The following is a 15,037-nucleotide window of genomic DNA, read 5'->3' as shown; positions in this document are numbered from 1 at the left end:
GTAAAAATTATTTTATTTAATAGAGACAAAATCATGACTGATTTGATGAAAAATATAAGAATAGTAGAAGTTTATTCAGATATCGCAGGATATAAAAAAGGCGCCTCTCTAGGTATTGATGCATTAAAAGCGTCATCAAAAGAACTCAATGCAGATTATTTTGAAAAATTGCAATTCGACAGTATTGAGGATGATAGTAATAGCGAAGGGGAATCACAATTTGCGCATGCAAAATATGCTGATGTGATTGAACCGATTATCTCTAAGTTAGCACATAAAATAAAAGATATAAGAAATGAGAATAAATTCCCAATTGTCTTAGCCGGAGATCATTCTAGTTGTGCAGGAACGATGCATGGCCTAAAAATGGCGCATCCTGATGCTGAAATTGGTGTGGTCTACATAGACGCACACGCTGACTTTCATTCACCATATACCAGTGGATCAGGAAACATGCATGGCATGCCTTTGGCGATGGCTTGTGCCATTGACAATTTAGAATGCCAGCGCAATGAGCTCACTGAAAAAGAAAAAGAGTATTGGGAAAAGTTAAAATTTATGGCATCAAGCGAACCATCAATCAAGCCAGAAAATGTGGTCTTTTGTGCTGTTAGGGATTATCAAGAAGAAGAAATGGATTTAATTAGAAGACATAAGATCCCTGTGTATAGCGTTGCTGAGATAACTCAGAAAGGAATCAGTGCCACAGTAGAAGAAATCTTCAAAAAACTAGAATATTGTGATCATATCTATGTCTCATTTGATGTTGATAGTGTTGATCCTTTATATGTGCCAGGAACCGGTACGCCTGCAATGAATGGTCTTTCTTATGAACAAGCCATGCAACTTAACATAGAATTGATCAAGAATAAGAAAGTATGCTGTTGGGAAATGGCAGAAATCAATCCTTTGTATAATAATTCAAAAGATGACTCGACCAGAATATTTAAAATTTTAGAAAAAGTGACACAGTCTCTTTTAAATAACTATTAGTATAAATTATTTAAAATGAGTTAAAGGATCTAGCATAAAAAAATCTATTTATGCTAGTTAAAAAATGGACTGCGAGTAAAAATAATATGGACATTATTAAAGCCAATGCTTCAAGTCAAGATGTCGGCAGTATCAGTATCAGACAATTTTTGAAATTCTTTATACCCTCTATAATAGGTTTGTTGCTTTTCGTATTTCCAATTCCCTATGTAGATGGTAAATTTGGATCATATGCAGAAGGCTTTACCATTCCTATCTCTGTTTTAAAGGATTATATACAAGGTTACATAGGCAGCCTTTTGCCACTGTTTGTCGTAATCTCAATTATGATTACATTGTGTTGTACTTTATACACTAAAATCATAAAACCTTCAGTTATTTTAAATAATACATTTTTAAATAATTTATTGAACGTTACAACGCCTTGGCTTGTTATTAGAATGCTTGGTGCATTTTTTGCTGTCGTTACCTATTTTAAGTATGGTTATGAATTTATATATTCAGATAGTATTGGGGGTTTAATATTATATGAATTAATGCCAATACTTTTTATTGTATTTTTTTTGGCTGGGTTATTGCTACCGTTATTGCTTGACTTTGGCTTATTAGAATTTTTTGGGGTTTTATTAAGTAAGGTAATGAGACCTCTATTTGGTTTACCCGGTAGGTCATCTGTAGATTGTTTGACATCATGGTTGGGTGATGGAACTATTGGCGTATTGTTAACTGATAAACAATTGGAAAGTGGGTTTTATACTAAAAAAGAAGCAGCTGTTATTGCTACAAGCTTTTCAGCAGTTTCGATTACATTCTGTTTGGTCGTCATCTCTCAGGTTAAGCTAGAAAGCTACTTTCTCAATATGATTGGGGTGGTTGCTTTATGCGGGATTGTTTGTGCTTTAATAGTACCAAGGTTATTGCCTTTATCTAAAATTGACAATACGTATGTAGTAGAAAATAGTGATAGAGATCATGAGACCATTCCCGAAGGAAAAACATTATTTGCCCACGGGTTACAAAAAGCCGTTCACAAAGCAGAAAAGAGTCCAAGCTTTTTTACTTTCTTAAATGATGGGTTAAAAAATATTTTGGATATGTGGATCGGAATATTGCCTGTCGTTATGGCAATCGGGACGATGGGCTTAATCGTTGCAGAAGAAACACCTATATTTGATTATTTAGGTATGCCGTTTATTCCATTCTTAGAATTAATGAATATACCTTTTGCAGCAGAAATGTCAAAAACCATTATGGTGGGTTTTGCTGATATGTTTTTACCTGCGATCATCGGTTTTTCAATAGAATCCGAGTTAACGCGGTTTGTCATTGCTTGCTTATCAGTCTCTCAACTGATCTATATGTCAGAAGTAGGTGGATTGATTTTAGCAACAAAGATCCCGGTTAGCTTTTTTCAGTTATTGATAATCTTTCTATTAAGAACCATTATTTCATTACCAATTATTGCATTATGTGCTCATATGATTTTTTAAATAGAATTTTCTGAAAACTGGCTGTACCAAGTCTGAATAAAAAAATTAGCAGCAAAAAACCACTTATTAAGGCGGTTTTTTGCTATTAAAATCAAGCTACTCACAAGATCGTCGTTTTTCAAAGCCAGTTAACCAACTGCAACTTAATATGTTTGGTTGATATTAAGCGTGCCAAAACACCGCTTTAGCCTCGTTATCATACAAATCATGGTCAGCATATGCGCAAGGGCAGGGTCTCTAAGACCATGCATGTCATAAATTGTAGCGGTAGACAAGCGATTGCCACCTTAACGATCCTAAGCTACTGCCAAGGTTTTACCATTCATTTTCATCTGGTCGAGCCCTCAGAGATCAGTATTACGAAAAAAAAGTTTACAGAGGTTGGGGTATGAATGAGTATAAAACAGTTTTAGAAATTATGAGCCGAAATAAGAATACTATGGAGGCTAGCCTGGATTTCCATAATAATGTTGAAAAAATGAAAAAAGAATTGGTTAGAAAGCTTAAATCCGATTTATACCTAAATGCTAAAAATCGTCCTCAAAAAATTATTCTAAGAAATATGAAAGTAGGTAGTAAGTATGAAAAATTTAGCTTCGGGAGCATAGAAGATATTGGAATTATTTGTTTTGAATTTCAAGATTATTATAATAAACCAAGTTTAGGCGTAAGATTTTTAGGAAAATTCAGACATTCTGAATTTGCAAGTGAAAATAAAAGTAAAATAAACAGATTGCTAAACGAGAATATTAAAAACAAGCAGTTTGAAAGTTCTAGCTGGTGGCCAGCCAAGGAAAAGTTTAAGCCTTTCGATTGGAGGAACTCTAGTAAGCCTTGGTAAATGATGAAAGATAACACGATGGCTACAAAGATTCTAGATGAGGTTCTAGAAATCTATAAAGTGTTAATTGAAAATGGTTATGAAATTACATAGAGGGTAATCTCCGAGACCATTCCGAAAAAAGCAGCTGCTTTACATATGATTTCCTTGGCTTGTCTAACCTCTCTCAACATGCCCTATTAATTTCGACATATTTTTAGTAAAATAATTCTTATAAAATTTTTTCATTCAGAATTACTAATATCTAAGTCATTAATTTCATTATTGTGAATATATTTATTTTGTTGTTGTATCTCATCTATTTTTTGTTGATTGCGTTTTTTTACTTCATTAATAGCATCGCTAAGTTGGTCGTTAGTTTCTTCTATTTCGGATTTTATGAGATCATAATCTCTATCTGTTTGAGATTTCGAACTTCGTATAGGTGTATCTGTATTAAGTAATACTACATCGTCTTTAAGATTAGATAAAATATCATTAGGAAAACTATTAGTTACTATATCAATACCCCGTTCTATTTCTAATATGTTGTTATTTTCTTGTAATTTTTGAATATTTATTGTTTCAATCTTCGAGGGATAAGCAGGGGTAAGATTAACAACTTTTAAAGATTTACTAAGCATTTTCTCCCTAGTTTTACTGATTGTTTCTTTGCTTACATGTAAATCTCTCTCTTCAGTTTTGTCAATGTCATGGCTCTTTTCTGCAGTATCAAGCGTTGTTACATGAGCTTGAGTCATGGTTGATGGATAATCCTTTTCTATATTATTATGCATAGTAGTATCTTCAATAAATTCCTGACTATTAACTATATTTTTTGTACGATTTTCATACGAATTTATATAGAATAGAAAGAAGACACCTAGGTGTATAAGTATTGCAAATCCTAGCGCTGCTGACCATTTTTTAAAGAATTTAAACATCATAAAAAATCCTTTCTTCTAGTATTAGAGTGTGGCAGCCATGTATATTTTTAAAAAAACATTGATAAGATTTTCTAACAATAAAAATTTATATTGAAAGTTTTATTAATCAAATATATAACATATAATATGAAATTATCCGTTAGTAGCAAGTTCTTAGTGTACGATCGTTTATGTAATATTTAGGAAAATATAATATGGTTTAATCCAGATGACACAACAATAGCTTCTACTATTTAATCAAAGTCAAGGTGAGTATTTGAGTAGAATCACTTGATTGCATTATAAATAGACCTCTTGCAAAAGTAGCAGAGGGAATTAAAATAACTAATACATTCATAACTGGCTAGGAACCATGCCAAACATAGATAAGCTACTCAAACAAAGTGACGCTGGTTTTAAACGCTATACTGGCATCCATAAAGCCACCTTTCATGAAATGCTGGATGCTATGCAAGAGCATGAATTATCTAAGACCAAATCAGGCAGACCCAGTGCGCTTAGTCTTGAGGAACAAATATTACTGGCCCTTACTTATTGGCGTGAATACCGAACGCTATACCACATCAGTATGGACTTTGGTATTCATGAGTCTTCTGCCAGCCGCATTATTCGTAAAGTAGAAGACGTACTGGTTGATTCAGGCAAGTTTGAACTGCCCAAAAAGCTGCCATGTCGCGTCGATGACGATATCAATTGGCGGGTAGTCATCGTTGATGCGACCGAAACCCCAATTGAGCGTCCAAAAAAAACCAAAGCGACTACTACAGCGGTAAGAAAAAACAGCACACATTAAAAGCGCAGGTTATCGTTCATTGGCAAACAGGCTTGATACTTGATGTGCAAACCTGCAAAGGGTCAATCCACGATTTTAAGCTCTATAAAGATACTTGTCCTGACTGGTTACCTGAAAATACTAACTATCTAGCAGATAGTGGTTATCAAGGTATAGCAAAACTACATAACCAAACCTTCACGCCATTTAAAAAACCTCGTGGTGGTCAGTTATTAGAGATATGCAAACAGGCGAATCATTATCTGGCAAAGTTCCGTATTATGGTTGAGCACAAAATAGGCTTAATCAAATTGTTCAAAATCGTGGCTCATAAATATCGCAACCGTCGTCAGCGCTATGATCTTAGAATGAAGCTGTTTGCTGGTATCGTTAATTCCGAGCTTAACCTATGACTTTCGCAAGAGGTCTAATATAGGTATATATAATAAAATGAACGCTACAGTAAAACTTAGTTATTGCTTTTTTTGGAGGCATAATTTTTAGGAAAATCTAGTTTAACTTTAATATCAAATATTTGTAACCATATTGATGTTTATATGCTGGATTTTCCATTGACGGGAATAAGATGCTATGGACAGCAGAATTGACCTATGCTGTCAAATCTGTAGACATTGACTTGGGAGATTTTAATTACGCAGCCTGACGATAAAAGTCAAACCACATCTGTCTTGGCGTTTTATAGCCCAAGCCCTTTTGAATCCTCGTCTGATTGTAATACAGCTCAATATATCTAATGATATCGTTGATGGCTTCAAACCTTGTTTTATAGTCCTGATGATACACCAACTCATTCTTTAATATACTCCAGAAGCTTTCTATTGGAGCATTATCAAAGCAATTACCACGTCTGGACATTGAGCCCTTAAATCTATGTTTCTTAATGATCTTATTATACTCGTAACTACAGTACTGACTTCCTCTGTCAGAGTGAACAATCAGCGCTTGGCTGGGTCGTTTGTTCTTGATGGCCATATTAAGTGCACGGCAAACTAAATCTGCTGTCATACGCTTGTGGATAGCATAGCCGATGATCTCTTTAGTGTAGAGGTCTTTAACGCCTGCTAAGTATAGCCAACCCTCATCTGTCCATATGTAAGTGATGTCACTAACCCAAGCTTCGTTAGGACGACTGGTATCAAATTTTTGATCGAGCAGGTTTGGATAGATAAGCTTGTTATGGTTTGAGTTGGTGGTAACTTTAAAACGCTTGTGACGACGGCAAACAATGCCGTATTCCTTTTTGATTTGTCTGACCATGTATTGACTGATATGATGGCCTTGCCCTGCAAGATGAGCATGCAATCGCTCACAGCCATAGCGCTGCTTAGTCTCATCATGAGCCACGCGAACCAGCAGCTCACACTGGTTGCGGTGGATCTGCTGATTACTGACACCACGATTTATCCAGTTGTAATAGCTTGATGGCTTGACATCTAATACGCGACACATACAGGTAATGCTAAATATCTTCTGGTTATCCTTGATAAAGACGTACTTCATCAACTGTGTTTCGCGAAGTACGCCGTGGCCTTTTTTAGAATATCTCGCTCTTCCTGAGCAACTTTGAGATCACGTTTAAGACGTTTATTCTCTTCTAGTATAGCCATGAGCTCAGGATCGTATTCTTTAGTACCGATCAGCTTGCCTTCATCAGCTTTGTTTTGCCAGTTAGATAATGTCTGCATGGCGATGCCAAGCTGCTTTGCCGTTGCTGAAACATTGCCATTATTATCTGATATCTTTTTAACGGCTTCAGCTTTGAATGCTGCACTATAGGTTCTGATTTTCTTAGTCATGATAAACTCCTCATTGAGTCGTTAGTTTACCAAGTTTGGTTCTACAGTTTTTTCAGCATAGCTCAGGCAGCTTAATTCTATTTATTAGGTGTCTTAAGTTTGGGAGGGTTACCCTATCTACCTAATTATTTTAAGGTATAGTTAATAAACCTTATATAGTCGGTGAAAAGTATGAGCTATGCTGAAGAAACCGTAGAGATAAACTTGGTAAACTAAGCACAACAACAGGAGTTTACCATGACCAAGAAAATCAGAACCTACAGTACAGAATTTAAAGCCGAAGCCGTCAAGAAGATAGCGGATAATAATGGCAATATTTCAGCGACCGCAAAGCAGCTTGGTATCGCCATGCAAACCTTATCTAATTGGCACAATAAAGCCAATCAAGGCAAGCTTGTCGGCACAGAGCAATACGATCCTGAGCTTATGAGTGCTCTTCAAGAAATAAAGCAGCTCAAACGACAACTTAAAATCGCTGAGGAGGAACGCGAGATCTTAAAAAAGGCGACGGCGTACTTCGCGAAAAACAGCTCGTGAAGTATGCCTTTATTAAAGACAACCAGCAAATATTTAGCATCACTTGCATGTGTTGTGTTTTGAAAGTAAAGCCCTCAAGCTACTACGATTGGCTAAGCCGCGATATCAGCGACCAACAGATACATCGCAACCAGTCTGAGCTATTGGTTAGAGCCGCTCACAGTGAAACGAAAGAACGTTATGGCGTAGATCGACTGCATGCTCATCTAAGTGAGCAAGGGCATTATATTAGCCAGTATATGGTCAGAAGCATCAAAGAAGAACATAGCATCAAATGCCGTCGCCATAAGCGCTTTAAAGTCACCACCGACTCCAATCACAACAAACTGGTCTATCCGAACGTGCTGGATCAGCAATTTGATGCCAGTCGCCCTAACCAAGCGTGGGTCAGTGATATTACCTATATCTGGACAAACGAGGGCTGGTTGTATTTAGCGGGAGTCAAAGACTTATACACCAAAGAGCTGGTCGGCTATGCCATTAACAAACGTATGACCGCTGATCTAGTATGCCGTGCACTCAATATGGCAATCAAGAATAAACGTCCAAGCAAAGGGCTAATCGTTCATTCAGACAGAGGCAGCCAGTATTGTAGCCATGCGTACCACAAGATTATCAAGCAGCATCACTTTACAGGCTCTATGAGTGGCAAAGGCAATTGTTATGACAATGCGCCAATAGAGAGCTTCTGGGGCACATTAAAGAATGAGTTGATATATCATAAGGATTATAAAACAAGGTTTGCCGCCATTACCGATATCATTAGATATATCGAGCTGTATTACAATCAGACTAGGATTCAAAAGGGCTTGGGCTATAAGTCGCCAAGACAGGTGTGGTTTGACTTTTACACTCAGGCTGCGTAACTAAAATCTCCCAAGTTTGGTTCTACGGGATTGACAGCAGGGGTCAGTAATATCGATAGCAATACTGTAGTGACTTTAAAGTATTTCAACTATAGGTCTTGTTTTTATCTCGCATATGGTATGGCACTTCATGTGTTAATCTAAATAAACTAATATTTTTATAATGAGTAATGTTTAGCACATGGAAATCAAGAAATTAATATAAATATATTTGTAGGTCTAATTACTGAAGTTTAATATGAAAAAACTATCACACCAAAAAACTTTATCTTATAGATTAATACCATACAGTCACATAACAATCTTAGTTGCGACGATGTGTTTTGCTATAAATACGCAAGCTGCAGTAAAAGATATGCAAATCAACACCTTGATTACACATGCAGTTCAAACTCATCCTTTAGTTGGATCAGCTCGTGCCAATCAACAGGCAACCACGGAAGGTATCAATGCAGCAAAATTGAATCTATTACCAACCCCAAGCGTCAGCTCAGGCTATGATAGAGATGACGATTTTGTCTCACAAGTGACTATTCGCCAGCCATTATGGACAGGCGGTAAGCTCACCGCTGACGTCAATCAAGCCATATTTGATGATAAAGCTGCAGTTGAGTATATCTATGAGCAGCAAAATCTTGTAGCAAAAACCACGATTGATGCTTGGCAGGCTTATATACAGGCCATTGCTAAGCAAGGCGTGCATATCGATGGTTTAAAAGAGTTGAATGAATTTGAAGCCATGATGCAGCGCCGTGTTAATCAGGGTGTCTCTGCGCGTATTGAGCTTGATCTAGTGACCAACCGTATTTTACAAGAGCAAAATGCCTATCAAGCGGCAGTAGAGCAGCAACGCATTGCGGCTGCGCGTCTTGAGCAAATTGTCGGAGAGCCTTTGTTGCAGAGTAGTGTAATGAGTTTACCCAATATCAAAGTCCTCGTAAATCAAGCCAAACAACAATCCACCAATTTTGAGCGCATGGCGTTTGAGCAAGCCGGTTTTTATAATCCCACCGTGGTAAAAGAGCATTTTCAAATTGAGTCGGCAAAACAAGGTGTCGAAGCCCAACAAGCCTCTAAATATCCGATGGTTTATGCTCAATATGAGCACGCTTACTATCACGAAGACAATGAAAATAAAGGCAAATTCTCATTAGGATTAAGTTACGCGCCTGGTGCAGGGTTTTCTAACCTAGCGTTGGCACGTGCCTCGCAGGCGCAGGTGAGCAGCCTGGTACAAACCCAAGAAGCGGCGCGTCGGCGCGTTATAGAAAACGTTCAAGTACAATATCAGCAATTTGTTAGCGCTAGAGATCGAGAAACCTCATTAGTAGCAGCGGTAGCGGGAGCACAGATTGTCGTCAGCTCTTATCGTCGTCAGTTTATTGCCGGACGTAAATCGTGGTTAGAGGTTCTAAATGCCGTTCGTGAGCACAATGAGTATCAAGTACAGCTGGTGCAGACGCGAGCAGACATGCTAGGCGCGTTTTATCGTCTTCAAGTAGATTTCGGCAGTATGCCGTGGCAACAGTATGGACACAATCGTGAACCAGTGACATTATTTAAGCCATTGGATCCAGTAAAAAAGTGGATTAACAATCAAGAAGTAAAAAAATCCGCCAAGAGCATGGGTTATGTACCGATAGTAGAAGAAGATTATATAGAGATTAGGTTGCCTAACAACATAGAAGACAGCCTCAATAACGGTAATTTTATTATGCTAAACGAAGATTATAGTATCACGCCCATCGTTGATCATAATACTATGATAGAGCTGAAGAAATGACTGATATGAATGAAGGATTTAAGTCGATAACCGCAGATTTAGAGAGTCACCAGATGAGTAATATGGCAGATCAAGTATTGACGTCATCTGAGTTGATGCAGACTTTGGCTGATGCTATCAGGAATTTATTGAGCCAGCAAGGTTATCCGATAGACAATGTGCGCTTACAGGAAGTGGTTGCCCGCTATGATGGCAGGTCAACCAATGATAAAGATCAAGTCATCAATGAGCTTGGTAGCGTGGTTGCAGTATTAAAAGACGTTGGAATAGACAAGACGCCAGAAATACTAGAGCAGCCAGACGCAGCTTTTTTACCTTTATTGTCCTATCGTCCAGATTTGGGTTGGGGTGTTATCGACGGTCAAACACCGCAAAAAAGCTGGAATTTTAAACAAGAAAATAATCATATCCATACGCGTGCTGATGAGCTGACATTGGTGCTAAGGATTCGTCTTAGTGATGAGCATATCCAAAAGCGTAAATCCTCTTTTACAGACTTATTAAAATCCGATTTAGGTAACTATAAAGGCGTTCTTTTCGAAGCTATTATCGCTACCTTTTTGATTAATATGTTGGCATTGGCCGTGTCGCTGTTCTCTATGCAGGTTTATGATCGAGTCATACCCACTCGCAGTGAATATACGCTTATTATTTTGGCCAGTGGTGTCTTTCTCGTTATCCTTTTTGAAGCGTTTATGAAATTCTCACGGTCGAGAATTATGGACAAAGTCGTTGTAGGATTGGATCAATACTTGTCTCGTGAGGTGTTTCAACGTCTGCTAAAAGTTCGTATAGACCAGATGCCAGGCTCAGTCGGCTCGATGGCGGCGCAATTACGTGGTTATGAGCAGGTGCGTAGCTTTTTTACAGCCAGTACTTTATTTGGCTTGGTCGATTTACCTATGACCATTATTTTCATCTCCTTAGTTGCTTTCATTGGGTCACCACTAGTGGCAGTCGTTCCTGTCATTGCCGCCGTGATTGCTGTCACGATGGGACTGTTCGCTCGTAAGCGTATTGATACCATTGCTGCTGAAGGTGCTACTGCCTCTTACTATAAGACAGGTCTGCTGGTTGAAGCGGTTGAAGGTGTTGAAACCATCAAAGCGGGAGCTGGAAGTTGGAAATTCTTATCGCGTTGGCTTGATGTGATGAAGGTCACTATCAAAAACGATTTAGACATGAAGCACGCCAATGATAATCTGACCTATTTTACCCAGATGCTACAGCAGATCAGTTATGTTGGGATTGTGATTGTAGGATCATTCGTGGTGATCAGCGGCGATATGACCATGGGGGGATTGATTGCTTGCTCGATATTGGGTGGTAGGGTATTAGCGCCTGTTATGATACTACCGAATTTGCTGGTGCAATATTCACATGCTAAGGCCGCTAAGCTTAATATTGAAACCTTGTTTTCATTAAAGCAGGACAACCATGGCGTTGCTTATCCATTGTCACCCAGTCGTATTAATGGTTTTTATCAATGTGAAAACTTAGAGTTTAATTATCAAGGTAATGATAGAGCTGCCGTAGATATTAAAAAATTAACGATTCGTCCAGGGGAGCGTATAGCCATTTTAGGGCCTATCGGCTCAGGTAAGTCTACATTGCTTAAAATACTTGCTGGATTATATGCGCCCACTAAAGGACGGGTTTTATTAGATGGTCTTGATATTCATCAGATCAGTCGCGAGACCTTAAGTGAACATTTGGGTTATCTACAACAAGATCATCGTTTATTCCAAGGAACGCTGCGAGAGAACTTATTGATAGGAATGGCGGCGCCTAATGATGATGTGATGCAAGAGGTACTGAGCAAGACTGGACTGATAAATCTTGTCTCTAGTCATTCTAGTGGTCTTGATTTGCCTATTAGCGAAGGTGGGCGTGGATTATCAGGCGGACAAAAAAAACTCGTTGCCTTTACGCGTTTATTATTGACTAAGCCCAATGTGTTTTTACTCGATGAGCCGACAGCGTCTATGGATAATAGGCAGGAACAGCGCTGTCTTCAAGTACTCAAGCAAGAACTGACAGAAGGTCAAACTTTTATTGTCTCAACTCACAAAACGGCATTGTTAGAGTTGGCTGATAGACTGATTATTATGGACAATCAACGCATTATTATGGACGGTCCAAAGCAAGCAGTACTTGACGAATTGAAGAAAAATGAGCAAGCTAAAAATCCGCCTGCACAATCGCCAAATTCTAAAAGTATAGTGAAGCCTATCATCACTAAAACGCTCATAGACGCTTAAGGTAAGTAGGTATGTCAGACTATAAATATACGCCCACCACCATCAATGTGGGTCGTTCAAGGCTAAGTATTTGGATCGGATTAATTGGCATCATGGTCTTGATCGTGTGGGCATCCTTTGCCAAAATCGATCAGGTAACGCGTGCAAAGGCGACTGTGATTGCTAGCGCTCGTACGCAAGAAATTCAAGCTTCAGAAGGGGGTGTCCTAACAGAATTGGCAGTGATTGAAGGGCAGGAAGTAAAAGCCGGGCAGCTGCTTGTCGTCTTAGAAGAAGAACGAGCCAAAGCAGCTTTAGATAACTCTGCTTCTAAAACAGCAGCATTAAAGGCTAAATTGGCTCGACTAAATGCAGAGATTTTTGAGAAGCCTCTTGTCTTTCCTAAAGAGGTACAAAATTACCCTGAATATATCCAAAACCAAACTGCACTTTATAATCGTCGTCGTCAAGCCATCAACGAAGAAGTGTCTTCTCTTGAAGCGATGCTGGTACTAGCAGAAAAAGAGCTTCGAATGAATGAGCCGTTATTGGAATATGGCGATGTCAGTCAAGCGGATGTTATTAAATTGCGCCGTCAAGTGGCTGATATTGAAGCGCAAATTAATAATAAGCGAAACAAATATTTTGAAGAAGCGCAAGCAGAAATGACGAAGGCGCAAGAAGAACTAGACACTGAGCTTGAGCAACTGCGAGATCGCGTACAGGTCTTAGAAGAAAAACGTTTGATGTCGCCCACGGATGGCAAAATCAAAAACATCAACGTGACCACGATCGGTGGTGTCGTTAAGCCTGGCGAAGTTATATTACAAATATTACCAACGAGTAGTGATTTGATTATCGATGCAAAGGTCAGTCCTGCAGATATTGCTTATGTTAAAGAAGGTCAGACCGCCACTGTGAAGCTTGACGCTTACGACTATTCAATCTTTGGCGCGATGAATGGTACAGTGAGCTATATCAGCCCGGATACCCTAATGGAGCAAACACCTAAAGGAGAGGAGCCTTACTATCGAGTGTTAATTATTATAACCGGTGCTGAGTTTAAGGGTAGAGAAGATACAATAGTGATTAAGCCTGGTATGACAGCTTCTGTGGATATCAAAGCAATGGAACGGACGGTATTGTCTTACCTCACTAAGCCAATTACAAAAACCTTGTCAGAAGGTATGGGTGAGCGTTAAAACCTCTACCATGTCAGGGTAGGTCAACCAAATATCGTAATAGGACAATATCTTACATGCATTGATTTTATTGACATGCAGTTCTTAAAAAAGTAAAAGAATCAGAAGTAAATTATCGAACTATAAAATTTAACACGTAATTGGGCACTATATTTTTATAGTGTTTTTACCTTCACTCAAGCCCTCCTTAGAGCAAAAAGCCGCTTAATTTTATTAAAAATTCCTCTTTAATGTTTCGATTTTTAAGGCCGACTTTCTGGTTTTAAAATTTCTAGGTAGTGTTTCTATTACTTATTCTCTGCATAATATAAGGAGATTACTGTTTTAATCTCTGCACATTTCTGAGGAAAATATGAAGCATATTACCTATATTCATGAGCATTCAAACTGGACTGAGTGGCAATGGTCGGACAAAAAACTATTGCCACTCGTCAGTCGTGTACGAATATTACAAGGCCGTTTATTAGGAAAACTGCTAACGCTAGGGTTTGAGTTAAATGTTGAGGCGCAATTAGATGCTGTGACTTTAGAGATTGTCAAAACCTCTGAGATAGAAGGGGAGTCTCTAAATAACGAACAAGTGCGTTCCTCAGTTGCGCGGCATTTAGGGTTAGATAACACTAGTATGCCAACGACTACTCGTGAGATCGATGCAGTGGTAGAAATGATGCTAAATGCTACCTATCATTATCAACAGCCGCTATTGCTAGATGATTTACTGGGATGGCACAGGGCATTATGTCCAAATGGATTTAGTGGGCTTTATCGTATTCAAGCAGGCAGTATCCGTGATGATAGTCAAGGACCTATGCAAGTGGTCTCTGGTGGGTATGGTCGTGAGCAGGTTCATTTTGTTGCCCCAAATGCAGAGAAGTTACCAGATGAGCTAGCGAAGTTTTTGTTATGGTTTAATAGCTCATCAAATGAGCAAGATGGTATAGATTTAGTCATCAAAGCAGGTATTGCTCATTTATGGTTTGTGACGCTCCATCCATTTGATGATGGAAATGGACGGCTAACGCGAGCAATCACAGAACGAATGCTGACAAAAAGCGATAATAGTGCCCAGCGCTTTTATAGTATGTCAGCGCAGATTCTTAAACAGCGTAATGACTACTACAAAATACTAGAGCGCACGCAAAAGGGTGATACTGATATCACTGATTGGCTGGTCTGGTTTTTACAAACGTTAGAGCAAGCACTGATTGCTGCTCAAATGACCACCGATAAAATCATTAATAAAGCAAGTTTTTGGCAGACGCATCGAACGCATGCTTTGAATAGTAGGCAAGTAAAAATGCTGAATATTTTGCTGACTGACTTTTACGGCAACCTAACCACTAAGAAATGGGCAGTTATGACCAAGTGCTCTATAGACACGGCACTACGCGATATTAATGATTTGATAGAGAAGGGTATGATGCAAAAATCTGGGGCATCGGGACGCAGTACGAGCTATGAGTTGGTTTTGTAATATAAGACATATAGTTTAAAGAGGTTTACAACAACAAAATATTTATACCAGCAGCACTGTATTGACCCCTGCTGTCAATCCCGTAGAACCAAACTT

At 38.6% G+C, this 15,037-nt stretch carries 11 protein-coding genes and 1 pseudogene; 10 read left to right on the top strand and 2 right to left on the bottom strand.

Going from position 1 to position 15,037, the window contains the following annotated elements:
• The first annotated feature begins 33 nt into the window (after nt 1-33).
• The 3 genes from AC0J5Y_RS08925 (at nt 34) to AC0J5Y_RS08915 (ending at nt 3,324) form a co-directional block, all read left to right on the top strand.
• Complete coding sequence (locus tag AC0J5Y_RS08925) at nt 34-993, top strand: arginase (protein ID WP_475130356.1); 960 nt, start codon at nt 34-36, stop codon at nt 991-993.
• An 86-nt stretch (nt 994-1,079) separates the two neighbouring features.
• Nucleotides 1,080-2,483 carry a YjiH family protein gene (locus AC0J5Y_RS08920; RefSeq protein ID WP_475130355.1) on the top strand — a complete coding sequence of 468 codons (1,404 nt, stop codon included), beginning with the start codon at nt 1,080-1,082 and terminating at the stop codon, nt 2,481-2,483.
• A 388-nt stretch (nt 2,484-2,871) separates the two neighbouring features.
• Nucleotides 2,872-3,324: a hypothetical protein gene (locus AC0J5Y_RS08915; RefSeq protein WP_475130354.1), complete on the top strand. Its 453-nt coding sequence runs from the start codon at nt 2,872-2,874 to the stop codon at nt 3,322-3,324.
• 224 nt (nt 3,325-3,548) lie between these two features.
• Here the strand turns inward: AC0J5Y_RS08915 and AC0J5Y_RS08910 are convergent, their stop codons facing one another.
• Entirely contained in the window at nt 3,549-4,250 is a 702-nt protein-coding gene (locus AC0J5Y_RS08910; RefSeq protein WP_475130353.1) for a hypothetical protein, read from the bottom strand.
• A 352-nt stretch (nt 4,251-4,602) separates the two neighbouring features.
• Here AC0J5Y_RS08910 and AC0J5Y_RS08905 point away from each other — a divergent pair, with 352 nt between their 5' ends.
• Both AC0J5Y_RS08905 and AC0J5Y_RS08900 read left to right on the top strand, forming a co-directional pair.
• Nucleotides 4,603-5,043 carry a transposase family protein gene (locus AC0J5Y_RS08905; protein ID WP_475130068.1) on the top strand — a complete coding sequence of 147 codons (441 nt, stop codon included), beginning with the start codon at nt 4,603-4,605 and terminating at the stop codon, nt 5,041-5,043.
• Nucleotides 5,044-5,051: 8 nt separating this feature from the next.
• A pseudogene (locus tag AC0J5Y_RS08900) lies at nt 5,052-5,435 on the top strand (transposase family protein); the annotation flags it as partial.
• Nucleotides 5,436-5,673: 238 nt separating this feature from the next.
• Here the strand turns inward: AC0J5Y_RS08900 and AC0J5Y_RS08895 are convergent.
• Nucleotides 5,674-6,839 (bottom strand): IS3 family transposase gene (locus tag AC0J5Y_RS08895; RefSeq protein WP_475130352.1). Its coding sequence is split into 2 segments (ribosomal slippage): nt 5,674-6,581 and nt 6,581-6,839, totalling 1,167 coding nucleotides; the frame shifts between segments, so codons are not numbered across the junction.
• A gap of 237 nt (nt 6,840-7,076) precedes the next feature.
• Here AC0J5Y_RS08895 and AC0J5Y_RS08890 point away from each other — a divergent pair.
• From AC0J5Y_RS08890 to AC0J5Y_RS08870, 5 genes are all read left to right on the top strand, one after another.
• Nucleotides 7,077-8,242 (top strand): IS3 family transposase gene (locus tag AC0J5Y_RS08890; protein ID WP_475130351.1). Its coding sequence is split into 2 segments (ribosomal slippage): nt 7,077-7,332 and nt 7,332-8,242, totalling 1,167 coding nucleotides; the frame shifts between segments, so codons are not numbered across the junction.
• Nucleotides 8,243-8,597: 355 nt separating this feature from the next.
• Nucleotides 8,598-10,025 carry a TolC family protein gene (locus AC0J5Y_RS08885; RefSeq protein WP_475130350.1) on the top strand — a complete coding sequence of 476 codons (1,428 nt, stop codon included), beginning with the start codon at nt 8,598-8,600 and terminating at the stop codon, nt 10,023-10,025.
• Between the two features lie 5 nt (nt 10,026-10,030).
• A complete protein-coding gene (locus AC0J5Y_RS08880; protein ID WP_475132140.1) occupies nt 10,031-12,286 on the top strand; it encodes a type I secretion system permease/ATPase in 2,256 nt (751 codons plus the stop codon).
• A gap of 11 nt (nt 12,287-12,297) precedes the next feature.
• Nucleotides 12,298-13,467 carry a beta-barrel domain-containing protein gene (locus AC0J5Y_RS08875; protein WP_475130349.1) on the top strand — a complete coding sequence of 390 codons (1,170 nt, stop codon included), beginning with the start codon at nt 12,298-12,300 and terminating at the stop codon, nt 13,465-13,467.
• Nucleotides 13,468-13,819: 352 nt separating this feature from the next.
• Nucleotides 13,820-14,941, top strand: coding sequence for a Fic family protein (locus AC0J5Y_RS08870; protein ID WP_475130348.1), 1,122 nt, complete (start codon nt 13,820-13,822; stop codon nt 14,939-14,941).
• Nucleotides 14,942-15,037: the final 96 nt, after the last annotated feature.

Source organism: Psychrobacter sp. TS_SC_6, from assembly GCF_056156305.1.
Note: the sequence above shows the minus strand (reverse complement) of the source record. Positions and strands in the feature narration are given on the sequence as shown.